This is a genomic window from Neotamlana nanhaiensis (genome assembly GCF_000943555.1).
In the GTDB taxonomy this organism is placed as follows: domain Bacteria; phylum Bacteroidota; class Bacteroidia; order Flavobacteriales; family Flavobacteriaceae; genus Neotamlana; species Neotamlana nanhaiensis.
On sequence record NZ_JTDV01000018.1, the window covers coordinates 1 to 26,815 of the forward strand.

The following is a 26,815-nucleotide window of genomic DNA, read 5'->3' on the forward strand; positions in this document are numbered from 1 at the left end:
TGGTGTAAAATCGGGGCACTATCAATTACAAGCCTACAAGAATTGGAACAGGAATTTTGGAGACGACTTTGTATTTACAAAAAACATTGAGATAATCGATGTATTTAAAGCGCATTTTAGTTATGAAACTGAAGAAAACCGGCGGAAGTTCATCTTAATCCGAACATCGAATACAAATCCTATCGAAAAAATAATGTAAATTTACACCAACTCCACATATAAATATTAAAATATACCTATCAAAAAAGAGTCAACCTATATCAGTATAATACAACCTACTTCGAACGAATAATATGCTTTTTAAAACAACTCATTAAATGAAAAATCATTATCGGCATTAACCTCCTTTAAAAATTTTCTTTGATCTATACTATTTGTGTTACTCAAAAGATAAATATTGTATTTTTCCTTTAAGTTTGAAAGTATATTAATCCTCTCTTCAGGCATATCCAAAATCATAGTATTCCAAACATTTACGATTTCATCTGGTGATGGATTTAAATGAGACATACTTATAATTTTTTCTATAAATACATCTTCTGACAGTTTACATGTTTCTAAATCAGAACATATAGGATCTGTATAGTGATGGCCTGTGTTATTTACAATATCTGTAATTCCTAATCTTTCAAATTCCGTTATGGTTTTTGACACATTAAGGTTCATGATGACACCTCCTAAATCAAAAACTATGTTTTTTATTTTATTCATACTTATTTTTTTATGTTTTCTTCCAGGTCAATAAGGCCAACATCATAGAAATCACAGCTGCTGAAATCCAAAAAAGAGATATGGAATCAAAGTTGTAAACAACTTCTCCATTGAGCACAGATTTATTACTTTCAATAAGATATCCACTGGCAATATCCTGAATACCAGCAGCAGCATAACTCATAACTCCCACTATTCCCAAAGCTGCACCCGACGCCTGTTTTGAAGCTATGTCCACAGCCATTAATCCTCCTAAATAGCAAATAAGTGCTCCTATCGCCAAACCAAATATCACCATACTTATAGCATCTAGCCACCAAACATTTTTTGGCCCCAATAAGAATAAAGACAGCCCTAATACATTCATTAGACCAAATATGAGAGCCGGTGCATTTCTACGACCTTTAAAAAATTTGTCTGATACAAATCCAGATGATGCTGTCCCGATAATTCCACAAACCGCACTTACGGCTACTAAACTATTCGCTTGTGTTAGACTATATCCTTTAGCAGTTTCAAAATAGTATGGCCCCCAACTATTTACGGCGTATCTTGATATATACATAAAGGCACTGGCCAAGGCCAATATCCACACATTGGGATTTTTTAACACTCCTTTTTGTTCTTGCCATGTAGATTTTTTTTCCTTTCTGAAATCTTCGTTCACTGGGAGCAAACCTTTACTTTCAGGAGAATCGTGAAAGAACACGGATATAACTAATACCCCAAGAAGTGCCACTATTGCCGCCGCCCGAAAGCCCCACTGCCAACCAAAATAAGATACTACTACTGCCGTTAATATATAAGTCAAGGCTTCTCCTATATTATGGCTTGTACTCCAAAACCCATAAAAACTTCCTCTTTCTTTATCCTTGTACCAACGGGACAATGACACAACGCTTGATGGGGCACCCATGGACTGTACCCAACCGTTTACACCCCAACAAATAACCAAAATACACCTGTAAACCCCATTATTAAATTAGCCATAGCAGAAATAAGTAGCCCTGTAGACATGAAGCGTCTTATATTACTATGGTCTGCCAAAAAACCATTGGTAAGTTTTCCTATGGCATATGTAAAGAACAAAGCCGAACCAATCAATCCAAGTTCTGATTCAGTCAATACGCCTGCATCAACAATTGGCTTTTTCACTACATTTAGGCTCAATCGGCAGACATAATAAATGCCATAGCCCAAAGTAGCCGAAATGAACACCTGCCACTTTAATTTTTTATATAGTGCTTTTTGTTCCTGCTCACTGCCCGTAACAGGAACAGGAACAGATTTTTTGAAAAATTCTAACATCTTTTTTTTATTTTTAAGTAGAAAATAAAGGCAAGGGACAACCTTAGAAAATAAAGGCGCAGACCATTAAAGCTACGCCCTTACCAACTCAAACAAACAAGCTACTAAACAGTTATTGGTGCAGACCCTTTTTTCTTAAATAATCTAACAATAATTTGGGACGATCAGTTTGGATTATATCCACATGGTTATCTATATACCACTGGTAAACATCTATATCAATGGCGGCCTTTTCATCATCGTGTCCTCCGTTATGTTGAGGCCACAAAGAATTCACCCAAACACTTGTACCTGCTTCTCTTAACTCCTTAAATCGCTTTATTCCACTAAGAGAATCATATTTAGCCGTAAACTCAATCGCCTCAGGTGGATTACTCTTCATATATTCATCTACTATTTCAGAGGCCCTAGGCTCATGAAGCCTAACGACCGGCATAAACAGGACTTTATCCAAATATTCTCCAAATTCATTCTGTACTTCCAATTTACTCTTAGCTCCCTTAATTACAACTTGATCCTGTGTCCCTGTTTCTTGAATAATTTTATAACATTTATTAAAAATCTCATAGCTTTTATCCAAATTAACCAGTATCTTATCCTTGGTTAATAACAATACCTCCCTTAAAGTGGGTATTTTATGTGGTGTTGGGACCTGTAGTCCGTCTAACAACTGAAGGGTTTTTAAGGAGTCTAAGGTCCATTCTTTCACCATTCCTTTACCGTTTGTAGTTCTATCAATAGTGCTATCGTGCATTAAAACTAACTCACCATCTTTTGTTTCTCTTACATCTATTTCAACCATATCCACCCCCATATCAATACAATTTTGAATGGCCTGCAAGGAGTTTTCTGGCGCATTCCTCCAATCGGCTCTATGGGCTACGACAATGACTTCTTTGTTCTTGGAATTGTTTAGATTATTTATTTTATCCTGAATTGTTGAAGTTGTTTTAATTTCTGTAATAACTTCTTCTTTAGTTTCGCATGGGCACTCTTTTTTGCATCCCAAAGTCAACAGTAAAAGCAACAACATCAAGCCTGATTTATTTTTCATGTTTTATTTTTATGTTTTTCAATTGTCACATAGAACACCCAATTAACATTTATTGCGTGATTAAAACATAATCATGGGTGTTTCATCTATTTTATAATTTCACATTTGCTCACCAAGGGTTTTACCGTCCTGTATGTTTCGCATCTTTTGAAAGCATTGGCCATTCACTATCCATTATGCCTGTGGCATTAGTTTTTAAGGCGTACACTTTGCCCTTCCTGTCGGTATTATTTCTTGTAAGAATATAAATTACCCCATTTCCGTCTATGGCTGCTGAAGAATTGATTTCCTCATCCAATTGGGTTTTTGCCCATTTATTTTCGCCATTGGGGTCAACCACATAAAAATATCCAGCCCTGTCGCCAAAGTAAAGGTTGCCATCGTTATCAAGGGCGGGTGCCGCCAAAATGGCCCCGGTTGTTTCATATTCCCATTTTATAGAACCGTCATTAGGGTTATAAGCTACCATTTTATTATCTTCTCCTCCTACATAAACAGTACCATCAGCAGCTATTGAAGGCCCTCCTTGTTCCAATTTGGCGTTTGGACGGGAAGCATTGTCCCAGATTATCGAGCCATCGGCCATATTAAAGGCTATTAAGTGCCCCGTATCGTCCGATGTTTTACAACTTAGATAAACCGCTTGTTTCGATTCTGAAATGGCGGGTGCCCCGGCTGTATAGTCTCCATAAAACACTTTCCACTTCTCTGTACCATCGGGGTTTATGGCATAAAAATAATCATCAGAAGACGCTACATAAATGGTTCCACTCGCATCTACAGCTGGGGTTGCACGAATATCATGCCCAACAGGAAAGGTCCATTTTATGGAGCCATCATCAGGATAGATAGCGTGTAATACATCATCGTTTTCCATGCCTAAATAAATAGTACCATCTTCGGCAAAAGCTGGCGATGAATATTGAATACGATTACCTAAATCGACACTCCATTTTAATGAACCATCGGCCAGATATGCATTAAATACTGCAAAATAATCACCAACATATACGGTGCCATTAGCATCAACCGAAGGCGACATACGCATAACCTCATCGGTTAAATCGCTCCAAACCAAATCACCTCCTTTTATTGCCAGAACATTATCACCACGTGTTGGGTCTGATGATTTACCATCGGTTGTTACATATGCCATACCTTCATTAACGGCAACCGATGCATGAGTAGAGTAAAATGGCACCTCGTAAGACCATAATACCGTAGGTTCTTTTGTTGCTGTTGATGGTTCCAATACAGTAACTGTTTTAGAAAACTCATTCACATTTTGGTTCTCTGCATTGTCTGTAACCTTCAATGTTATGGTATATTCACCTATGTCATATATATGTGTTGGTGATTGCTCGTCAGAGGTATTTCCATCTCCGAAATTCCATTCCCATGCAACAATTTCTCCATTTTGGTCGAAAGACAAGTCAGTAAATATAGCGGGGCTTCCTAACTCAATAAGGTCAGAGTTCACTTTAAAAGCACCAACTGGCTTGGTATCGATTATAGACTCATCGTCATAACAGGATGTCATAATCAAAGTAATGATTAAGCATCCCAATTTCATTATTTTATTAATATTTTTCATTTTTAATTGTTTAAGTTTAATGATTGTAACTTTGATTTTATTTCCAAGGGATGGTCAGTTTGCACAACACTCCCTTTAAGGTCTATAATTTCATTTAATTGCCCATAGTTATCATTGGTTGGCGTTGTGTTGGTATTCACATAAGCCAACCTAAATATTTTCCAGTTTTTGTTTTGAATACTTTGCGCTACGGCATCGTTGTCAACATTAAACTGAACTATGCTTAAATTAAGTGATGCGTATTCGGAAAAATTATTGTTCCTAACAATGGGCAATGCCAAAACATTATCCACTTTAACCATTTCCTTTATTTCTGATAATTCGGAAGAACAAAACAGAACTTGAGAGACCATGCCATATTGTTTAACAAGCGGATGAACTTTATTGAAAGCTGTACGTTTATCAATATCTAAATCGATATAAACATTACCTCTTGCCAATTCCAAAGCTTGGTTTAGTGTTGGTATTTTTTCGGTACTTAACACGCCGTTAGATTTATACAGGTTGAATTGTTGCAACTCCGCCAACAAATAATCGGATACTTTTCCTGCACCATTGGTTGTACGGTCTATAGTTGCATCGTGCATAACCACTAATTCGCCATCTTTGGTTTGCCTAACATCAATTTCAACCATTGCCATGTTCTTGTCAATGGCATCTTGTATTGCTTTCAGCGAATTTTCGGGTGCATCGTCCATTAAGCCTCGGTGTGCACAAACCAACATTTTACCATTTAAACCGTTTAGTTTTTCAAGTAAAGCTTGTCGCCCACTGATGGTTTCCGACAAGGAAATAACTATTTCTTTTGAAGTAGATTTTTCTTGTGAATCGTTTTTTACCGTAAGGCTTACCGTATAATTCCCTAATTTAGAAAATGTGTGTGCTGGGTTATTGGTCGTTGCTGTTGTGCCATCGCCAAAATCCCATAAAGCACTATTTACCGTACCTGTTGATTGATTGGTAAATTTAATGGTTTCGCCAACCAAAGCTTCCTCTACACTTAAAGAAAACACGGCGTTTAATGTAGCGGATTGCGCACCACCATTATCGTCTTTAGAACAGGCATTGAACAGTAAAAGTGCAATTAAACTGCAAATGATTGTTTTATTTAAATACTTCATAACAAAACCGTTTCAAATTATTCCCAATTTGGGTTTTGTTTTAAATTTGGATTAAGTTGAATATCGCCCGAAGGAATGGGATACAAATAATCCCTGCTTTCATCAAACGCTTTTGTTCGGTCGGCAAATGGCACCAGGTTTCCGCTTGTACCATCTGAAAGGGTTATTACGCCCCCAATCTCAACTTTTTGTAGAGCTGCCGTGGTTGCAGTACCCGTATATAACTCCACATCCAACGAACCGTTACCATCTAAATCGAATGCTCCAAGGCTTGGAAAATACATGCCTTTAAAATGGATTTCCAATAGTTCGCCATTCTTCCACCGCATTAAATCGTCATACCGGAAACCTTCCAATACCAATTCTACCCGGCGCTCTCTGCGTATTTCCAGAATAACACCCGTATTGAGTCCTGAAACATTGCCATACCTTTCTATTAAAATTGGGTCTATGTTAGCATTTGCTGTAGCTAAACTCATGCTAGGCATCCTAACACGGTCTCTAAGTTGGTTAATGGAAATATCCAAATCTGCTTGAGTTAGGTTGCCCAGTTCAGCTTTGGCCTCGGCATAGTTCAACAATACTTCTCCAAAGCGGATTATTGGTAAATCTTGATACCCGGCGGCATCACCGTCTTGACTTATATCGGCAACGTATTTGATTATTTGGTAACCGCTTATTCCTGCTGAAAAATCGGGTAACAAAGCAGTGCCATCCCCTCCAATTCTTGTATAACCAGGAGTGCGAATGGTTTGTGCCAAACGAGGGTCTCTGTCATCAGTTTCCTGAAGAAACTCAATGGTTTCGTAATCCGCTTGGTTTGTAAAAGCCGTTCCTGTATTCATTAAATAGGTATTTACAATGGATTTTGTTAAGCCTATATCCTGTTGCGTGGGCGAAAGCAAGTAATAGTTTATGTTGTTTACAACGTTTAATTCTTGACTATACCTTCTTCCCAAAATCACTTCGTCTTCAATCAAATCGTTGGAAGCGAACAAATCGCGATAATCCGTATTGGCACTTCCCGTAGAATAAACCGAATATGGGCCATCGGTAATTACGCTTAAGGCCGATTGGTAAGCTTGAGTCAACAAACCTTCTGCGCCCGATAATCCGTGATATTTTCTAAATGTTCCTTCAAAAAGGCAAACACGAGATTTAAGGGCCAATGCCGTCCAACGGTTTACCCTATCGGATGATTTATCGGTATTTAAGTTATCAATAGCCCTGTCTAAATCTTCAATAATTTTAGTAGTAATAAACTCTCGGGTGTCCCTTGATTTCATCAACAATTCGGTGTTTTGGCTACCAATAACTTGGTCGTACCAAGGCACACCTCCAAAACGTTTTAACTTATTGTAATAAAAATAAGCACGAAAAAAAGATGCCACACCGCTATACTCTTTTTTTGCCGCTTCGTCCGGACATTGCTCATAATATTCAAAAAACGTATTTATCTTCCTTAAATCATCCCAGTTCCAGCCGCTGCTGCCAGCTTCACCGGGAATAAGGCGCTCACCCGTCTGCTCTAATGGAACACCGTTATACAATATGTTATCAGAAAGTAAATCCCTATCGATAATACCGCCCCTTCCCGGCAAATCGTTGTAAAAACTATTGGTAAACAATTCCAAATCCGATGCCGTACTAAAGGAGTTTTCAGGGGTAATTTCCGATAGTGGGTAACGGTCCAAAAAATCATCACTACAAGATGTAATGAACATTAAAACTGTTATATATATAAATGTATTTTTCATCTTCATTATTTTTTAAAATTTAACATCAAGACCGACTGCCATGGTTTTAGTAAATGGGTAATCGTTTCCATTGCCCAATTGTTCAGGGTCTATTGTTCTGTCAGGATTATTTTTGTACAGTGGGGAGAATGTAAATAGGTTCATCCCCGTAGCATAAACCCTTAAATTATCGACATGTATTGCTTTAACCCATTTTTCGGGTAAGGTGTAGCCCAGCGTAATGTTTTTAATTCTTAAGTAAGCCGCATTTTGCAAGTACTTATCTGAATTGACACCCAGTTGGCCACCTTCGTATGGCCCGCCTCTATCGGCGTAAACCGCCAGCCTTGGGTAATAGGCATTGGGGTTTTCTAGAGACCATGACATGCTTTCGATACTTTTCGGGTAAAAATTCTGGTACTGTCTTGAAAAAGCCCCCCAAAAGAAACCATTGTCGGTACCGGGATTCCAGTCGCGTTGCATGATTCCCTGAGCAAAAACATTTAAATCGAAACCGCCAAAGTTTGCCCCCAACGTAATACCGTAATTGTATCTTGGATTGGTATTACCTATTCGTTTTAAATCGCCATGGTCGGCCAAGGTTCTGTCGCCCGGGGTAATCTCACCATCGCCATCCAAATCGGCAAACCGAATGTCACCCGCCACAGGATGGTTTATTAAATAATTGTTTTGGATGCGCTGGTTTACCAAAGTTTGGTCGGCATGGTTCAGGTATTCATCATCAGTTTGAAAAAAACCTTCAACCGTATATCCCCATACTTCACCCAATTCCTGCCCTACATAATATTGTTGGATATCGCCGTTGGGGTTGTCGAATTTTGTAATATGGGTTCTGCTGTCCCCAAGAATAAAGCCTACGTTATAACCAAAAGGTTTATCAGCTATTTTAAATTCATCTCTCCAATTAATGGAAAGTTCAAAGCCTTTGGTTCTCAAATCGGCCGCGTTTTCCAAAGGTTCTTCTGCTCCAAAAACCGATGGTAGTTGTTTACCTTGTGTAAGCATATCGCTAATATCGCGTTGATACCAATCGAAAGTTGTGCTGAACCTGCTATTAAATGTCGATAAATCGAAACCAAAATCCAGGGTTGAAGATGATTCCCAAGTAAAATTGGATGACACCGAAGCTGGCGTGGTTAAATAATTTGTTAAGCTTCCGTTTGAAATATAATTACTTTGGTTAACAGACATTGTTGAAATATAATCGTAAGGTCCAACATTTTGGTTTCCCAAAGAACCGTAAGAAGCCCTTAACTTAAAGCTGCCAATGTAAGGCTGGATTTTTTCCCAAAACGATTCATTGCTTACTCTCCATGCTACCGATGTTGAGGTAAAAATACCCAATCTGTCATTTTTAGGGAATCTTGACGATGAATCGAACCTACCATTGAATTCAATTAAATATTTATCGTTTATGTTGTACTTAACCCTGTAAAATGCTGCCCTTATGGCCCATTCCTCTTCCAAAGACGTTAAAAAGATATTATCTCCAGTTGCCAAGTTGAACGAATTTAGGTTCTCGGATAAATTCCCATTTCTGCTGGCTATGTTTCTTTTAAAGGAATTCCATTCTTGGTTAAAACCCAATAGGGCGGACATGGTGTGGTTTTCTAATGGATTAAAAGAATAATCGGCATAAGCATTTATAGCTTGGTATAAATAATCCCTTGTGAGTTCCTTATATATTTCAGTATTGGGTTTGTATAGCGATATACCTTCTCCATTTGGCTGGTTGGTATGGGGCGTAGCAATTATGCGAACATTTTCTTGTTGATTTCTTCTTCTAAAACTATAATCCCCTTTAATTTCCAAACCATTAATAGGCTTTATAACAAACCTTGATGTATTGAAAACTTCAAAATCTTTTTCATAAGCTCGACTTTTTCCATTTAACAAGTCCGCGAAAGTACCATCGGCTATATCTCTATTAGGTGTGTATGCCCCCTTAATGATAAACGAGCCGTCTGGGTTGGTCGGTAAATACAATGGTGCTGCATGGTATGTGTATTTCCGCCAATCCTCGCTATTGCTCGAACCACTAACGTTTCGGGCATTGGTTGCAGGTTGCGAATAGTCTTTATTGAACACGTTTGTTGCATTTTCAACCTCTAACCATGAGTAAGGTTTTGCTTTAATTTTGGCTCTTAAGCTATAATTATCCAATACATCTTTGTGCTTTTTATAAATTCCATCTCGTGTATAATAGCGTCCTGACAAATAGGCGTTGATTTTATCAGTTCCTCCTGTTAAACTTAAATTATGTTCTTGAGAGGCTTGCGAATCATTAAAAAGTGTTTTCCACCAATCGGTATTCCCATAATGGATATAACGCTCTACACCATCAACCGTTTTTATCAATACTGATGGTAACGTTGGATCTTGTTTTCTTGCCTCTAAATAGGCATAATCTTCTTCAGTATACCCTAAATAGGTGCTGGAATTTTCTAACAAACTAAGCTTGTCACTTAGTCTTGTCCATTCCAAACCATCAGTAATGAAATTATCTGTTCTAATAGTTGGAGAACTCCAACCTAAATTTGTGTTGTAATTTACCTTTACGTTGCCTTCTTTCGCGCTTTTAGTGGTAATAAGAATAACTCCAAAAGCAGCTCTTGCTCCGTAAATAGAAGCAGATGCCGCATCTTTCAAAACTGAAATAGATTCTATGTCTCTAGGATTTATTCTATTTAAATTACCTTCTACACCATCTACTAAAATTAACGGATTGCCTCCATTTAATGAGCCAATTCCCCGAATGCTAATATTGGCTTCTTCATCAATACCTCCACTATCTAAAGTAACATTTAAGTTAGGGGCTACACCTTGTAACAATTGACTGGTATTGGGACCTAAATTATTTTCAAAGTCTTTTGCTCTAATCGATTCAACAGCTCCAGTCAAATTTTCTTTTTTGACTGTTCCATAACCAACCACCATAACCTCATCGAGCGAAGCCGCATCTTCCTGCATTGTAATGATTAATGTTGTTTTGCCATTAACTGAAACCTCTTGAGTTTTATAACCAACATAAGAAATGACCAAAATGGCATTTTTATCGTTCAATTCCAACGAAAAATTACCATCAAAATCGGTTTGCGCCCCATTGGTAGTGCCCTTTTCTATTACGTTGGCGCCGGGCAATGGCATTCCTGCTGCATCTATTACTGTTCCTGAGATTGTAAAACTCTGGTTAACGGTGGCAATAGTTGAAATTTTTTCTTTTTTCTTTACCAGAATGGTATTGTCATCAGATACCGTTATTACAAAATTTCCAGCCGAAAGGCTTTGTGACAATAGTTCATTGGCCAACATGGTTCCCTTCTTAACTTCCACTTTCGGGAAACCCTTAAAAATACCATCTTGGTAGATAAATTTGTAGTCGGTTTGCTCTTTTATGAGTTTGAATACTTCTTCAACCGTTAAGGTTTTATTAGCATCAATCTTTACTTTAGAATTTTGCGATAAAACATTATTGGAATTGAATCCGAAAGCAGTAAAACAGCATAAAAAAATAAAAGTTCTCATAATGATAATTAGTAGCCGCTCCCTAAAGAGGGAAAGCGTTTGGTTTAATTTAATTTCCATAAATTTGCCTTGTTATTGGTTAGTTAAACATTTAATTGATTAATAATTTAGAAAGGGGATAAAGTCTTATACTTACCAGGTCTAAACTTTGTTCCCTAATTTTTTTCTCCATAGTCGAGATTTGATGTTCGGTTATTTTAATGTTATTGTTTTATAATTTATTTCATAGTTTTCGATTATACTTAAAGTTTTAATGTTCGACAGAATTTTTTCTATGCTTTGATTTTTACCCAAAACTCCTGTAAAAGTGGCGTCTTTAAGGCTTTTGTTTTCAATGACGAAATCGACATCATACCATCTCGAAAGCACCTTTGTAATTTCTTCCAACGGTTTTTGTTCAAAAGAGAATATGCCGTCTTTCCACGAAATCTCATTATAAACATTTACTTGTGATACCGTGATTCCATCATTTAAAAGATTGAGATTGGATTGTTCGGAAGGATTTAAGACTTTATGGCTGTTTTTAGTATTAACAGATACCTTACCTTCTACTAAAGTAGTATAGATGTTTTCTTCGTCTTTATAAGCCTTTATATTGAATTCAGTACCCAATACTTCAACATTTTGAGATTGGTTAATAACCATAAACTTAGTGCCTTTGTGTTTTGTACTTGGTGACACATCAAAATAGGCTTCGCCGTAAACAAGTTCCACTTGCCTTGTTTGGCCTTCAACAAAAGCTACCGGGTATTTTAATTGGGTTTCGGAATTTAGCCAAACCTCAGTGCCATCTGACAGAACCACATGGAACTGTCCACCCCGTGGAATCGTTAAATAGTTGTATTCGGTTTTCGACTTGCTTTCACCATCTGAAGTATAAACTATTTGTTCGCCGTTACTATTGGCATTTTGGGTTGCGACTGTGCTTCCTTTTTCTAGTTCTACCACAGAGCCATCGCCCAAGGTAAGAGTAGCTTTATCTGTTCCAGGTTCAATAGCATTGGTGTTTACAATGGTAGGCGTGGTTTCAATGGAGGTATTAAATAAACCGTCGTTAAAATAAAAAGTGGTTGCTAAAACACCTACTAAAATAGCTGCCGCTACAAACTTATGCCATGATTTTTTGAAAAGCCTAAAAACCGGTTTTTGGTTTCGTTGTTTGTATTTTTTCTCAATAGCTTTCCAAGCTTTTTCCTTATCAATAGCCGAATAGCTATCAAGCCCGCCTATTAATTCTTCTATTTCAACCTCCTTTATAAACGGAAACTCTTTTTTAAATTGTTTCAATTGCGGTTTTTCGGCATCAGTTAACACCTTTATTTTTTTCTTGATGATTAGTTTTGATATATAAAAAATATCGTTCATTATCTTACGCATTTATATATAGAACAACTGAATTTTAATAAGGTACTATTTAAAAAGTGATTTTTTTATGATAAATATAAAGTTTACTGTTTCAAATTGATAAAATAGCAATTTGATAACACATTAAAATAATCAATAAATAATGGATAAGAATCTATAAAACTATTGATTATTAAATCTTTAAACCAACAGAAAGTAAATAACGGTGTCTAAATCTTGGAACTGCTCCCTAAGTATTTTGTAGGATTGGGATTTTAAGGTTTTGACCGTTTGTAGTTTTATTTCCAATCGTTCAGCTATTTCAGCATTTTTGAGGCCTTTTAGGCTCAGTGCAATGATTTGCTTTTTTCTATCTGGAAGACATTCAATAGCTTGATATAATTGACGGACAATTTCTTCTTCAAGAATTTGCCTTAAAAATAAATTATCATCTTCCAACGACTGCACAGCGTTTTCGGCATATTTATTTTTAACCTTATTGTGTTTTATTAAATTGTAGCACTTATTGCGAACGGTTTTGTATAAATATACTTTTAATGATACTTCATCGGAAAAGGTATTTTCTTTTTCCAAAAGCCCGACAAACACGTCTTGAACCAAATCTTCACATTCGCTAAGCGGAAACAAAAACCGACTGGCATATTGTACGAGTGCTTCGTAATATGTGTCGAAAATTTGCCTTAAGTCACTTTTACCGATTATATTTTCCTCTACTACCATTAATCGATTTAGGTTCAATTAGGTGCAAATTAAACAAAATGATAAGAATTACTATGTTAAATAAACATCAAGGTTAGGTAAATTATAACAATTTGTATTACATTAGTTTTAAAATGTAAGTTCCTTAATTGGATTTTTGCATTTTAAAGTTGTCTCGGTTGTTGATTTTTTGTTTAAGCATTAACATATCGTCACTTACCTTCTGCTTAATAACCCTCGCATAAATTTGAGTTGTTGAAATTTTAGTATGCCCCAATAATTTTGAAACCGTTTCAATCGGAACACCATTACTTAACGTTACTGTTGTTGCGAAAGTGTGTCGGGCTATGAGGAACGAAAGGTTCTTTTTTATTTTCAGTTTTTTAGCAACTTTTTTAATGTATTGGTTCATCTTTTGGTTAGAATATACTGGAAGCAGCTTTCCTGATTGGATGCACTTTGGACAGCTTTTATACTTTTTGATGATTGTAAGCGCTTTGTCCAGCAAAGGCACTCGAACTTTTGTGGCCGTCTTTTCCCGTTGGGTGCTTATCCATTGGTTACCATCAATACCTAAAACAATGTGTTCTTGGGCAAGGGCATAAACATCACAATATGCCAACCCTGTATAACACGAAAACACAAATATATCCCTTGCTACTTTGTGGGATTGCCTTTCTAAAATTGCCGTTTCTAAAATATTAAGTTCTTCTTCGGTTAGGTAATCCCGTTCCACTTCATCAAAATGTAATTGAAAGTTTATAGCAGGGTCTTTTTCCAACCATTCTAATTTCAAACCAAATTTACAAAGCTTTTTAAAACGCTCTATATGCTTCATCAAGTCATTATTGTTAAGATTTTTAAGTTTGTGTAAATACTGTTCATAGTGGATAACAAAACCGTAATTGAGTTGCTTTAATTGAATATCATCCACTTTATAAACTTTCTTTACGAACTTTTTCAAATAGCGTTCTGTTGTCTTGTAGTTTTTGAGAGTCCCTAGTTTAAGAACCGTTTGCATTGTCTTGTTATGATAACTTACCAGTTGCAGAAGGGTTTTGTGCTGTTCGTCCGTGCCTAGATATCGTGATTTTACCGTGGCGACCGTGATTAGCCTGCCCTCTTTTTGAAGTTCGCTGTAGCTATCGTAAAGCCTATTACGTACTTGCTGAATGTAATTGTTTAAAGCTCGTGCTTCTTGGGAATTGCCTTTTACTTTGCCTTTGTTTTTATCCCATAGTTTTTGGGATACATTTCTTTTTAAACTGAGTTCGGAACGCTTACCGTTAACCGTAATTCGGACAAATATTAAAGCATTGTCTGTCTTTTTGGAATTGAGGCGTGTGAAGAAAGTCACACCAAAGGTGGTTTGTGTTTTCATTTTGAAAGTGTTTTGGTTGAACGATTGACTCGTAACACGAAAATCAAATCACTTTCAAAAAATTCTTATGTCTTGGTGAGCACACCGAATCACTCACCTATTAACTCACTTTTGTTTTAAGTGGGTTTGTTTGGTAAAAACAGCCAATCCCTTTATTTATAAGGTATTTGGCTATTTTTTTGATTGTTTTTGGATTTGTTTAAAACCCTTAAAAGTCGGGATGACAGGATTCGAACCTGCGACCACACGGCCCCCAGCCGTGTACGCTAACCGGACTGCGCCACATCCCGAATTAAATTATATGTTACTGTTTAAAAAAAAAGGATCTTGTTTCTTAACAAACTAAGTTTTAACTGTGGTGCAGTTTATCCTAAGCATAGTTGAAGGACCACATCCCGAATTTATTTAAAAAGCTTTCAAAGAAAATACTTTTTTTAAAACTAACAAAACAAAAATGAGGCTGTTTTAAATGAATAAAACAACCTCAAAATATATTTAATTTATAAATAACTTAATTGTAAGTTGATGTAGAGACTTCAAACGAAGCATCTTTAGCTGCTAAGTAACGTTCTGCATCTAAAGCCGCCATACACCCTGTCCCAGCAGCTGTAATTGCTTGTCTGTATACATGATCGGCTGCATCACCAGAAACAAATACGCCGTCTACATTGGTTTTTGAAGTTCCTGGTTTATTAATTATATAACCCGTTTCGTCTAAATTTAAAAAGTCTTTAAAAATATCGGTGTTAGGTTTATGTCCAATGGCTACAAAAAATCCAGTTGCTGGTATTTCATGCTTTTCATTGGTTTTGTTATTAAATACCTTTACACCCGTTACTACTTGTCCGTCACCAACAACCTCATCAGTTTCTGTATTGTATAGTATTTCTATGTTTTCGGTATTAATTACCCTTTGAGCCATGATTTTAGACGCTCTAAATTCATCACGACGCACTAACATGGTCACTTTTTTACAAAGTTTAGATAAATAATGTGCCTCTTCACACGCCGAATCACCAGCACCAACTATTACAACCTCTTGGTTTCTGTAAAAGAAACCATCACAAACAGCACATGCCGAAACACCTCCACCTAATTTTAAGTATTTCTGTTCAGAATCTAAACCTAAATATTTAGCAGAAGCTCCAGTTGAAATAATTACAGTATCACAATGAATTTCTTTACTATCATTCACCCAAACTTTATGCACATCGCCTGAAAAATCAACCTTAGTAATCCATCCATCACGAATATCTGCCTCAAAACGTCTGGCTTGCGCTTGTAACTCCATCATCATTTCTGGACCTGTAATACCATCAGGATAGCCTGGAAAATTTTCAACTTCGTTGGTCGTTGTTAATTGCCCTCCTGGTTGTGTCCCTTGGTATAACACCGGACTCATATTAGCTCTAGCGGCATAAATTGCAGCTGTATATCCTGCTGGTCCCGAACCTATTATTAAGCACTTTACGTGTTCTATTGTATCTGACATATTGAATTTCTTTTTAACTATTACAAAAGTAGTTTTTTTGATAGAAACCTTACAGCTAAGTTATAAACACTTCTTATAAATTAATAACAAAAAGCTATAAAAAAAGCCCCGATAAACGAGGCTTTATATAAATTTTTATTTCAAGATACCGAAACTAGTTCAGTATGACAATAAAATATATTATTGAATTTGAATTTTAGCACGATTATCTTCAATCTCTGCCGATTCTTTTAAAGCGTTATATAACTTACTTGCTACCGCTCCAGTTTTTTGTTGTGCTACGCGATTAGCCGCTGCTTGGTAATTGTCAATTTCTACCGCTGGAGTTACTTTGGTAACTTGTACCATATAAACACCATTTGTTCCATCGATAAGTCCTGACGTTTCGCCTTCGCTTAATCCAAACGCTGTACCTACAACTAATGGCTCACGACCTGCTCCAGAAATGGTTGGCGTTTTCATGTTAATACCAGTTGCAGTTCTAACACTTGTATTTTCAGCTTTAGCTAAATCGTCAAGATTTGTTGCAGAAACGCGCTCACGAATCATTTCAGCTTTCTTTTCTTTTCTAATTTTAGGAAGTACTGTTGCGGTAGCTTCTTCAACCGACATCAATCCTTTTTCATGCTTAGCCACTAACTGCGCAATTACATAACCTCCAGTAATGTTAAAACGTTTAATATCGCCTACTTCTGCTTCTTCTTCAAATGCCCAACGTACAATAGAACGTTGATTACCTATTCCTGGAATCGCTTCATCTAAAGCTTTCATCCCGTTTACAGGTTTAACCGCATATTTATTTTCGGTAGCTAAAGCTTCAAAATCACCTTTACCTGCATTAATTTCGAAGTTTGAAGCTTCTCTAAATACCTTATCTGTTGTTTCTTCAGATGGTTCAATTTCTCTTGCAATAGTCGCTACTTGAACAGCTTTACTTTTGTTTTTCTGACCTTCAATTTCTATAATGTGATAACCAAAAACCGTTTTAACAACACCTAAATCACCTACTTTACCTTCAAACTCAAAAGCGTTAAATTCTGGAACCATAGTGTTGTATGGGTGCCAATCGTAGCGTCCTTCGTTAGTTACACTTCCTTGATCTGAAGAAAACTCAGTTACAAACTCAGAGAATTTAGATTTATCAGTTTTTAAAACCGCTAATAAACTATCGGCAGTTGCCTTAGCTTGCGCATCAGTTTGTGTAACCTCAGGCGTTGCACTTTGTGCTCCAATAAAAGGAATTAAAATATGACGTACTTTAGCAGAATCTGGTATTTGTTTTACAGCAACCACTTTCGATAATTTAAAGTAACCATTATCTTTATACGGCCCGTAAACACCACCTTCGTTTAATTTGTAAATACTATCTGCAACCGCAGTTGGCAAGCTATTTTTAAATACAAAACGCTCATCAAATTTAATATCAGATGCTGCTGTATGATTTACATAATCGGCATTATTTTTAACTTTTGAAAAAGCTACAATAGTATCTTTTCTTCCAGTTTCATCAACTAATCTTCCGTTTAAGTAAGATGTTAATTCTTTAATAATATTAGTTTCATCTTGTACCGAAGCAACTTCTTTAAACTCAACAAAACGAATATCTCTTGAAGCTTCAACTTCAAATTGTTTTTTGTGATCGTTTATATAGCTTGAAATTTCAGATTTAGTTACAGAAACTGTGCTATCTGGAATTTTGCTAAATGGTACTTGTACATATTTAATATCTACTTTGTTGCCTTCTAATTTATGCTCTAACTCACCTTCGTTTAAAGTACCAGTTAATCCAGCTTTAACCAAGTTAAAATAGTTTTGTTGAAGCGCGTTGTTTGCCACTTGCTTTTCGTAGTTAATCCAACTTTGGTAACCCGCTTCAGAAGTTTCTTTTAAATTAGCAATGTATTCGTTTAACTTATTCTCGTCAAATAAACCTGCCTCGTTTAAAAACTCTGGGCTTGTTGCTAAAGCAGTTTTTAATAAATCGCGCATTTGGTCCTTCTCAACCGTAATACCTAAAGCATCGTACTGCGTTTCCATAACGGCTTGACGTACTTCTTGGTTCCAAACTTGGTTCATAACCTGAGTATTGGTAGCGTTTGGTCCCATACGACGTTGTAAATCTTCTACCTTTTGAAGAAAATCTTCACGCGAAATATCTTTACCGTTAATTGTCGCAACAATATTTTGCGATTTTGAAGTTAATGCATCACTGTTTTTAAACAAATCTGCTAATACAAAAGAAAATAACGCTAATGCAATAATTAGTATTAAAATTAGTGAGCGTTGTCTTATCTTATTTAAAACTGCCATTAGAAAAATTAATTTTTAAAACCCTGTTTTATTGAGGATTACTTATTAAGTTGTTTGCTAAATATTGGATATAGCAAAAATATCGTGCGCGAAAATACCATTTTCTATCCAATAATAAAAGTGTAAGGAAGTATTTTAATCGTCTTGTAAAACTTTAACTTCTACAAGGTCTATTTTAGTGTTAGACACCTCAAGAATAGTAAATTGAAACTGCTCTATTTTTACAATTTCGTTTTGTGCAGGTATTTCTTCGGTGTGGTTTACAATTAAGCCACCAAGAGTTTCGTAGTTTTCACTTTCGGGTAAATTTAGCTTGTAAGTTTCATTAATATAATCCACTTCCAATCGTGCCGAAAAGGTAAAAGTATCGTCGTTTACAACATCTTCAATTAAATCGATAGAATCGTGTTCGTCTTCAATTTCGCCAAATAATTCTTCAACAATATCTTCAACCGTCATAATTCCCGAAGTACCACCATATTCATCTAAAATAACAGCAATACTTTTGCGCTTTTTGGTAAGCACGCTAAGTACATCTTTTATTAAAACGGTTTCTGGCACATATTCAACAGGCAGCATCATAGCCTTAATGCTTTTAGGTTTTTTAAATAGCTCGAAGGAGTGTACATAACCTAAAATATCGTCGATGGTGTCTTTATAAACCAAAATTTTAGTGCAGCCTGTTTCGGTAAAAAGTGCACTTAAATTTTTTATAGAATCGTTAATTTCAACCGCAATAATTTCGGTACGCGGTACCATAACTTCGCGTGCTTTTACATCGGAAAATTCTAAGGCATTTTGAAAAATTTGAATTTCGGAATCCATATCATCCGAAGCTTCAACCGATTCTAATTGCTCGCTAATATAGTTACCCAATTCTACTTTGGTAAACGCCATTTGTATTTGATCGCCTTCGGTTTTAAAAAGGTATTTTAAAATGATATCGGAAATCCAAATAACAAATTCTGAAATTAAAGTAAATAAAATGTAAAATAAATACGCCGGAATTGCCAAGGCCTTTATTAAAGTATTGGCATAAATTTGAAAGAAAACTTTGGGCAAAAATTCGGCAGTAATTAAAATAACTAAAGTTGAAATTATTGTTTGCGATAATAAACTTAAATCGGTAAGTAAATAATTTAAAAATTCGCTATTTGTGGGCAACATAGACTGAAACCAGCTTACCAATAAATCGCCCATAAAAAAACCATAAATAACTAATGCAATATTATTACCAATAAGCATAGTAGTTATAAATTTTGATGGTTTAGCCGTTATTTTACTTAGGGCTTTAGCTAATATACCATCTTGTTTTTTTTCGATTTCGATGTGAATTTTATTTGAAGACACATAGGCAATTTCCATGCCCGAAAAAAAGGCCGACAGTATTAAAGAAACAATTATAATAACAACAAAAGCACTCATTTACTTTGAGTTATCTCTGTTATCGAATTTTTTACTGAATTTTCTTCGGAAGAAAAACATAAACACAGCTAATGCAGCTAAACCTAAAGACAAATAGGCACCAGTAGTATTATTACCCCATTTGGTGAAGGCATCATAAAGAAATAAAACCGCAAATACCAAGTAGGCGTATTGAAAAATTTTATAATATTTCATTGTATTAAAACAAATAAATTATGAATTGTAAAGATACTTAAATTTGAAGCATGCTACGCGAAAGATTTTAATCTTCTTCCAGCGTAATAATACCAGTAACTTCAAGTACTTCGGCATTGGTGAATTTTGAATTGGAATCGAAACCGTTTCCGTTTATGAGGTCTTGTTCGGTTTTAAACGACACGGGTTTATTGGTGTACAACCAATCTTTACCTTGGTCGTAATACAACTGGTCGGTTTTTAAAACTTGGTTATCGTGAGTTGTTATTACCACATTGCTACGCATGTCGATTAAATCAGTATCGGTATACACATAAGCATAATCGGCAACAATGGTGCTTTTACGATTTTCGTCATCGTAAACATAAAGGGTTGCGCCATCGGTAAACTCATGAAATGGAAAATCGCGATTGGAATAATCGAACAATTTAGCACTGACCAAATTAGCTTTTAATTTCCCCGAATCGGTATATTTTAGGTTAGAGTTATACTCAACTCCAATAGGTTCGTTTTCCGAAATTCCTATTTTTTGAACCTTTTGTAAACTATTATTACATGAAAAAAACATAGCCACAGCAATAGCTATGACTATGTTTTTAATAAAATATGTTTTTATACCTGTCATTAAATTTTTGGAACCGTTACCGATGAACCTATCCAACATCCAATTTTAATGGTTTCGCCAGAACGCCCAGAACTAAAAATCTCAGATTTTGAAGGCGCCTTAGCTTTATAGTTGGCTACAGATTGTGCAGCACGTTTTTTCATGGTTGGATCAACATTTGCCGCTCTTTGAGCTTCATTTGCTGCTAACCAATATACGGCTCTTTTATCGAAAGCAGTTTCACCACAACTGTTTGCACTAGCGGCATACATAGCCGCAATTGATAAATACGGACTTCCATCAGATGGGTTTAATTTTAATGCTTGACGGAAGAAGCTACGTGCTTGACCGTAACGTCCTTTTCCTTTTAATTTTAATCCAATACGTTTGTTAAGTTTTGCTTTCTTAAAGTCATCGGTTTCTAAATCGATAGCTTGCTTATAGAAAGTAATAGCGCCATTTGCATCACCATCTTTATCTTTTAAGATACCTAAGTAGTAAGCAGAATTTGCAGAAGGACTTAACTCATGGTAAGCATTTACTAACTTAAAGAATAACGGATCGTCGGTACAATCTTTTTCACTCATTTTACCAGCGGCACGTTGTAACCAAACCGCATTACCTTTATTGGCTTCAAAATCTTTTTCGTATAACGGAATTAAGTTTTCACAGTTTGCTCTATCACCTAATTTACTATCAATACTTCCTGAAACTTGATCGTAAGCTTTTAAATAGCTTTCGTAATATCTCTTGTAATTTTTCTCTTTACTTGTGTAAGTTTTTCCTGTAGAATCTTTAGCGATAAGTTTGTTTAAAGACTCAGAATAGTTTTGTACTTCGCTTTCAACTTTCTCAACAACATCATCATATTTATTAAATAAATCGGCAGCTGTTTTCTTTTTAGCATCATATAAATCTACCATTAAAGAAAAGTAAGTATATAAACTTTTTGGGTTTTTAAAGGTGTCTTTATCTGCTTGGTAAGCCGCATCAAAAACCGTGTATAATTCTTCTTTAGTTTTACCTAATTCTTCACGATTATCGTACATTAACTGCGCCGCTTTTGCTGCATATTCGCCAGTTGGCGTTTTACTAGAAAAATGTTCGGCACGTTGTTCCCATAATTTTAATAAATCATTTATAAAAGCCACTTTTTCGGTGCCTGTTGAATTATCAATTTTATGATCTAAAATTTTCTCTCCATCTACATAAATAGCGTTATTAAACTTTGGGCATGCATTTCTAACAGCCATCCAAGGCTCGTAAGCGGCATCATAATTTTTAGCTTTTACATACTCATGAAATATAGAAAGCTTCGTCATGCATTCTTCATTTTGTTGAGCAAAACCAAAATTTAACCCAAAAAATAAAATAGTTAATAATAATGTAATTTGTTTCTTCATGATATTAATTAATAAATTATACTGTTAGTCGTATTTTCTCTTCTCAAACCATCTATCGTTCAAAGATAAGCTTAATTGAACATTAACAAAATTCTCTTGTATTAAACTATTGTTAGTTGTTCCCCTTTTACCAAACTCGGCGCCTAAATTTGCATTCGATAATAGTCTAGAATCTCCTACAGGTATTCCTACTCCAAAAGATATGCCAAACTCTTTTATAGATTCGTTATTTAAAACAATACCTGTTTTTTCGTAACGCATACCTGCACGGTAAACCACGCGTTTAAAAAAGTTATTAAAAGCATTATACTGCGGTATGTAAAAACCCCCAAACGAAATAGCTGTTGCATCTTCGTAATTGGTAGGATTACTGCTATTTGTTACCGAACTTCTTAAATTACTGGTATTTCTAAACACATATTCGGTACCAACAAACCATTTTCTTGGTTTTCCTATACCAAAACCTGCCGAAAAACGCGATGGTAAAATTAAATCGGTTTCTTGTAAACCTAAAGCATCTAAATCTACATCAATGGTGTTATATACAATTTCGGAATCGTTAGATCCCATTGCAATAGTTGAAAAAGAACGCTCGTTTTTAGAGCCTAACAAACTTTCTGGCGCATAGGTTACCGCGGTAGAAAGTTGTAAATCGTTTAAAATAGTTGTTTTATAGGTAGCTCCAAAGTTTAGGTTTAATCCGCTTAAATCTGAGCGGTTATCTTCTCTTGATTGATATTGAATTGGAGTACCATCTGAATCATATAAAAACGCTATACTGCTGTTTTTAATGTTTCCGAAGCTATACTGAAAATCAACACCTATCGATAAGCCTCTCATAACCTGATAAGCAACACCTGCAAATACTTTGTTTAAACCGCCTTCACCTCTAAATCTGTTTTGAATATTATCGTCATCATCACCAGAATAAGAGTCTAAACGATAACCAACCGAAGAATATGGTAATAAGCCAAAACCAATACCAAATTTACCAACGGGTACGGCTATAGCTAAATAATCGAACGTGGCCGACGACGTTTTATCGTTACCCGTTTCACTTTTCAAGTTTATGCTCGAGTAGTTTCCACCTACTGCAAACTTTACAGGACTAGACTCGCCGTTAAAAGGGTACACACCTACTCGATCGCTGGCATACGATGCCGGATTTCGTAAATTAACATGAACACTATCGGTGTACACACTTAAACCTCCCATACTGCGATTTTCTGCTGTACCTTTAAATTTAATATTTCCTATACCGTAAAAAGAATATGGCGATGCAGAACCTTCTTGTCCGTAACTGTAAATTGAAACAACAGCTATAAAAACTAATACTAGCTTTTTAATCATTCGTTTGAATTATATTGTAAAATATAGTTTAATCCCTCTAATAAAAAATCAGGAAGCGCAAATATGCTACTTTTTAATTGTTTTGACAAAAATTTAGCATCTCCACCTGTTAAAATAACCGTTAAATCAGAATAATTTAACTTATATTTATTAATTACTCCATCTATTTCGTTTAAAACACCGTTTACTACCCCAGAATGTATAGCTTGATTTGTTGATGTACCTATTAAATTAATTGGCTCCTCTGATTTTAACAACGGTAATTTCGCGGTAAAATTATGCAATGCATTGTATCGCATTTGAATACCTGGAGAAATGGCACCACCCAAATATTCGTTATCCCGATTTATAAAATCGAATGTTATACAGCTTCCTGCATCAATAATTAAAACATTTTTTTTTGGAAATTGTTTTACCGAAGCAGCAACTAAGGCCATTCTATCTACTCCTAAAGTATGTGGTGTTTCGTATAAATTTTCAAACGGAAGCCTTACCTGCGACGATAACTCATGCAATTTAAATTGACTTTGTAAAAAATGGATGGTTTCATTTTTAAGACTACCAACCGACGAAATTATAGCTGTATTTAACTTAGGATACCTGTTTTTAATGTCTTCAACACCATGAATTACCGCATTTTCGGATACCACTTTTTTAAGTAACAAGGCATCATTATTAAAAACGGCCAGTTTTATAAAGGTATTTCCAACATCAATTACTAAGGTCATAAGCTTTAAATTGGCGCTAAATTTATAAAACGCAAAAGTAATACTCCGTGTTTTTAACATAAATTGTTAAATTTCAAAACAATATGAAATAGGTGAAAATTAAATTAAATTTTTTACGATTTTATTTTGGCAAATAATAAAATTGAATATATATTTGCATCCGCTTTGGCGAGGTACCTTAGCTCAGTTGGTAGAGCAAAGGACTGAAAATCCTTGTGTCCCTGGTTCGATTCCTGGAGGTACCACAAAAAAATCCCGAAACTGTATAGTTTACGGGATTTTTTGTTTTTTGGACTTTTTAAATGTGATTATGAAAAATAATTACACTCCTAATGTGGTCAAAAAAAAACATCTAAAAAATACACATATGTTGCACATTTTGAAACATTTGTAACAATCTCATTTAAATAAGTAGTATAGCTTAGTAAGCACTAAAACTTACAAAAATGAGAACAAAAACTACAGGTGTATTTGCAATACTTTTTAGCTTAATGTTACAAGCCAATAATATAAAGGTTAGTAATATTTCTTTAACAAATTTAAACGAGCCGAATAACTGGGTACAAGTTGAATTCGATTTAAGTTGGGAAAACTCTTGGCGTATAAATGCGGGCCCATCAAATTGGGATGCCGCTTGGGTATTTATTAAGTATCGTTCTAATAGTGGCGACTGGCAGCACGCTACACTTAATACGGCCAATTATGTGGCTGCACCTGGTAGCACTGTAGATGTTACTGCCGATGGTATGGGTGCATTTATATATCGTGATAGCGAAGGAAGTGGCTTCTTAAATCTCGAAAATATAAGGTTACGTTGGGATTATGGAGGTTTAATTGATACAAACGACGTTTTAGATGTTCAAATATTTGCTATCGAAATGGTTTATGTGCCACAGGACGCATTTTACGTAGGAGGCACAAACGGAACAGAAAACAATAAATTCTATACAGGAGGTTTGGCAACTACAAATATACCGTACCAAATTACATCAGAAAATAGTATTACGGTTTCAAATACACCAAATAACCTTTATTATAACAATACTAACGGAAATGGTGGAGATCAAATGGGGCCAATTCCAACAAATTTCCCTAAAGGATATGATGCTTTTTATTGTATGAAATATGAAGTTAGCCAAAGTCAATGGGTAAGCTTTTTTAATACACTAACAGCCTCACAAAAAACAGAAAATGATGTTACTGGAAATACTGGTAAAAACACTGATGCCGAAATTATAAGAAATGGTATTTCATGGCCCGATGGCGCCTTAAATGCAACAACCGCTTTTAACGATCTCCCCTTAAATTATGTTTCTAACACCAAAAGTTTAGCCTATTTAGATTGGGCAGGATTACGCCCCATGACAGAACTAGAATTCGAAAAAGCCTGTAGAGGTCCTATAACTCCAAAAGCCAACGAATTTGCTTGGGGAAGTGCAAATATTAGCATTACACCATACAATATAATTAACCAAGGCGAACCAAACGAACTCATTACAAATATCGAGCCTGGTAATGGTAATTGTAACTATTTAGACACTAATGGCACCTTAATTGGTCCTAAACGTTGCGGTATTCTTGCGGCAAGTTCTATAAATAATACTCGAGAAGAATCTGGAGGCAGTTATTACGGAATTATGGAACTAAGCGGTAATGTATATGAACGCTGTATTACGGTAGGTATTCCACAAGGCAGAATTTTTACAGCTGAAAATGGGGATGGAAATATTTCTAACACTGGTTTAGCAAATGTAAACACATGGCCAACGACAAACGAAGGTTGGGGCTTTAAAGGCGGAAGCTATACAAACCAAAGCGAATATTTAAGAGTTTCCGACCGAAATGATGCCAGCAATGACTTTTCGGGAAGCAACGCGCGTATTGGATTTAGAGGCGTACGTAGTGCATCAAATTAATTAAACTATGTATTACCGATTTATAATACCAATTTTAATTTGGAGTACTACCTTTGCTTATGCTCAATTTAAAGGTGGAGATGCGGATGGGTTTAATTCAACAAACCTTATTGGAAGTAAAATTACAGGTAAAATAGCATCATTTAAAGTATTATTTACTAGTAATCAAGGTAATGGTTTTCATTCATTAAATAAACAAATCACATTATCGCATATCAATTTCAATATTTACAAAGGTGGAAGTAACCACGGATTTGATTCAAACAACACACTAGCCGCTTTAAATAATACCAACATTACGGTAATATATAAAGGCTTTATTGGCGATGGTTATACTAGCAAAAACAGTCAATTAAATTTAAAAAATGCCAACATCGCTGTACTATACATAGGAAATCAAGGAGATGGCTATAACCATAACACCATAACTACCATACTTAATGGTTCAGACGCATCAATTTACCACGGAGGAATAGGTGACGGATTTAATTATAATATTAATTTAAACAACTATTTAACAGGTAGTATAATAGCAATATATCATGGCGGAAATGGAGATGGATTTACTTATAACAATCTTACGAGTGCATTAGTATTAAAAACACATAACTTATTAAACGACAACAACGTACAACTATACCCTAACCCAGCTAACCAGGAACTCCACATCCAAACGCGAGGATTTATAAGGCTAACAAAGGTTGAAGTTTATGATATTTCAGCAAAAAAACTAAAGGTAAGCGTAGATAATAATACCATAAATACAAGCCAATTAAGTGAAGGTTACTATCTTATAAAACTATATTCTAAAAAGAATAATGTAAATAAACGCATCCTTATTCAACATTAAATTCAACAAATTTAAAACAAAAAACCC

At 35.5% G+C, this 26,815-nt stretch carries 20 protein-coding genes, 2 tRNA genes and 1 pseudogene; 4 read left to right on the forward strand and 19 right to left on the reverse strand.

Annotated features, from left to right (window positions below):
* The coding region (locus PK35_RS17640; protein WP_044627637.1) for a hypothetical protein at positions 1-199 on the forward strand (199 nt) is incomplete at its 5' end.
* A gap of 101 nt (positions 200-300) precedes the next feature.
* On the opposite strand, the gene PK35_RS16230 is transcribed toward PK35_RS17640, so the two are convergent.
* The 19 genes and pseudogenes from PK35_RS16230 to PK35_RS16320 form a co-directional block, all read right to left on the reverse strand.
* Positions 301-711 carry an HAD family hydrolase gene (locus tag PK35_RS16230; protein WP_044627651.1) on the reverse strand — a complete coding sequence of 137 codons (411 nt, stop codon included), beginning with the start codon at positions 709-711 and terminating at the stop codon, positions 301-303.
* A 10-nt stretch (positions 712-721) separates the two neighbouring features.
* Positions 722-2,019 (reverse strand): annotated as a pseudogene (locus PK35_RS16235) (MFS transporter).
* A 112-nt stretch (positions 2,020-2,131) separates the two neighbouring features.
* The gene (locus PK35_RS16240) at positions 2,132-3,073 is read right to left on the reverse strand and encodes a glycerophosphodiester phosphodiesterase family protein (protein WP_238320937.1); all 942 of its coding nucleotides are present in this window, start codon (positions 3,071-3,073) and stop codon (positions 2,132-2,134) included.
* Between the two features lie 121 nt (positions 3,074-3,194).
* A complete protein-coding gene (locus tag PK35_RS16245) occupies positions 3,195-4,667 on the reverse strand; it encodes an outer membrane protein assembly factor BamB family protein (protein ID WP_082048609.1) in 1,473 nt (490 codons plus the stop codon).
* A 2-nt stretch (positions 4,668-4,669) separates the two neighbouring features.
* On the reverse strand, positions 4,670-5,788 hold the full coding sequence (locus PK35_RS17240) for a glycerophosphodiester phosphodiesterase family protein (RefSeq protein WP_052826049.1): 1,119 nt from the start codon (positions 5,786-5,788) through the stop codon (positions 4,670-4,672).
* A 17-nt stretch (positions 5,789-5,805) separates the two neighbouring features.
* Positions 5,806-7,545: a RagB/SusD family nutrient uptake outer membrane protein gene (locus PK35_RS16255; RefSeq protein WP_044627639.1), complete on the reverse strand. Its 1,740-nt coding sequence runs from the start codon at positions 7,543-7,545 to the stop codon at positions 5,806-5,808.
* A gap of 12 nt (positions 7,546-7,557) precedes the next feature.
* Positions 7,558-11,070, reverse strand: a complete 3,513-nt coding sequence (locus PK35_RS16260) for a SusC/RagA family TonB-linked outer membrane protein (protein WP_052826053.1) — start codon at positions 11,068-11,070, stop codon at positions 7,558-7,560.
* A gap of 192 nt (positions 11,071-11,262) precedes the next feature.
* A complete protein-coding gene (locus tag PK35_RS16265; protein ID WP_052826055.1) occupies positions 11,263-12,435 on the reverse strand; it encodes a FecR family protein in 1,173 nt (390 codons plus the stop codon).
* 180 nt (positions 12,436-12,615) lie between these two features.
* Positions 12,616-13,155, reverse strand: coding sequence for an RNA polymerase sigma-70 factor (locus PK35_RS16270; RefSeq protein WP_044627640.1), 540 nt, complete (start codon positions 13,153-13,155; stop codon positions 12,616-12,618).
* 124 nt (positions 13,156-13,279) lie between these two features.
* Positions 13,280-14,515, reverse strand: a complete 1,236-nt coding sequence (locus PK35_RS16275; RefSeq protein ID WP_044627641.1) for a site-specific integrase — start codon at positions 14,513-14,515, stop codon at positions 13,280-13,282.
* 215 nt (positions 14,516-14,730) lie between these two features.
* Positions 14,731-14,805 (reverse strand) — tRNA-Pro (locus PK35_RS16280).
* 221 nt (positions 14,806-15,026) lie between these two features.
* Positions 15,027-16,007, reverse strand: a complete 981-nt coding sequence (trxB, locus tag PK35_RS16285) for a thioredoxin-disulfide reductase (RefSeq protein ID WP_044627642.1) — start codon at positions 16,005-16,007, stop codon at positions 15,027-15,029.
* Between the two features lie 180 nt (positions 16,008-16,187).
* Positions 16,188-18,317 carry a SurA N-terminal domain-containing protein gene (locus PK35_RS16290; protein ID WP_044627643.1) on the reverse strand — a complete coding sequence of 710 codons (2,130 nt, stop codon included), beginning with the start codon at positions 18,315-18,317 and terminating at the stop codon, positions 16,188-16,190.
* Between the two features lie 135 nt (positions 18,318-18,452).
* Positions 18,453-19,742: a hemolysin family protein gene (locus PK35_RS16295; protein ID WP_044627644.1), complete on the reverse strand. Its 1,290-nt coding sequence runs from the start codon at positions 19,740-19,742 to the stop codon at positions 18,453-18,455.
* Positions 19,743-19,937 carry a hypothetical protein gene (locus PK35_RS16300; protein ID WP_044627645.1) on the reverse strand — a complete coding sequence of 65 codons (195 nt, stop codon included), beginning with the start codon at positions 19,935-19,937 and terminating at the stop codon, positions 19,743-19,745.
* 67 nt (positions 19,938-20,004) lie between these two features.
* Complete coding sequence (lptC, locus tag PK35_RS16305) at positions 20,005-20,562, reverse strand: LPS export ABC transporter periplasmic protein LptC (protein ID WP_044627646.1); 558 nt, start codon at positions 20,560-20,562, stop codon at positions 20,005-20,007.
* Complete coding sequence (locus PK35_RS16310; protein WP_044627647.1) at positions 20,562-21,944, reverse strand: tetratricopeptide repeat protein; 1,383 nt, start codon at positions 21,942-21,944, stop codon at positions 20,562-20,564. The genes lptC and PK35_RS16310 overlap by 1 nt, the downstream gene beginning before the upstream one ends.
* 24 nt (positions 21,945-21,968) lie before the next feature.
* Complete coding sequence (gene bamG / locus PK35_RS16315; RefSeq protein WP_044627648.1) at positions 21,969-23,294, reverse strand: BamG family beta-barrel-assembly machinery protein; 1,326 nt, start codon at positions 23,292-23,294, stop codon at positions 21,969-21,971.
* Positions 23,291-24,082 (reverse strand): type III pantothenate kinase, encoded by a 792-nt coding sequence (locus PK35_RS16320; RefSeq protein WP_316930192.1) that lies wholly within the window; start codon positions 24,080-24,082, stop codon positions 23,291-23,293. Before PK35_RS16320 ends, bamG begins: the two co-directional genes overlap by 4 nt.
* 112 nt (positions 24,083-24,194) lie before the next feature.
* Between PK35_RS16320 and PK35_RS16325 the strand changes: the two genes are divergently transcribed.
* From PK35_RS16325 to PK35_RS16335, 3 genes are all read left to right on the forward strand, one after another.
* Positions 24,195-24,267, forward strand: a tRNA-Phe gene (locus PK35_RS16325).
* A 201-nt stretch (positions 24,268-24,468) separates the two neighbouring features.
* Positions 24,469-25,938 carry a formylglycine-generating enzyme family protein gene (locus tag PK35_RS16330; RefSeq protein ID WP_044627649.1) on the forward strand — a complete coding sequence of 490 codons (1,470 nt, stop codon included), beginning with the start codon at positions 24,469-24,471 and terminating at the stop codon, positions 25,936-25,938.
* A 7-nt stretch (positions 25,939-25,945) separates the two neighbouring features.
* Positions 25,946-26,788: a T9SS type A sorting domain-containing protein gene (locus tag PK35_RS16335; protein WP_044627650.1), complete on the forward strand. Its 843-nt coding sequence runs from the start codon at positions 25,946-25,948 to the stop codon at positions 26,786-26,788.
* Positions 26,789-26,815: the final 27 nt, after the last annotated feature.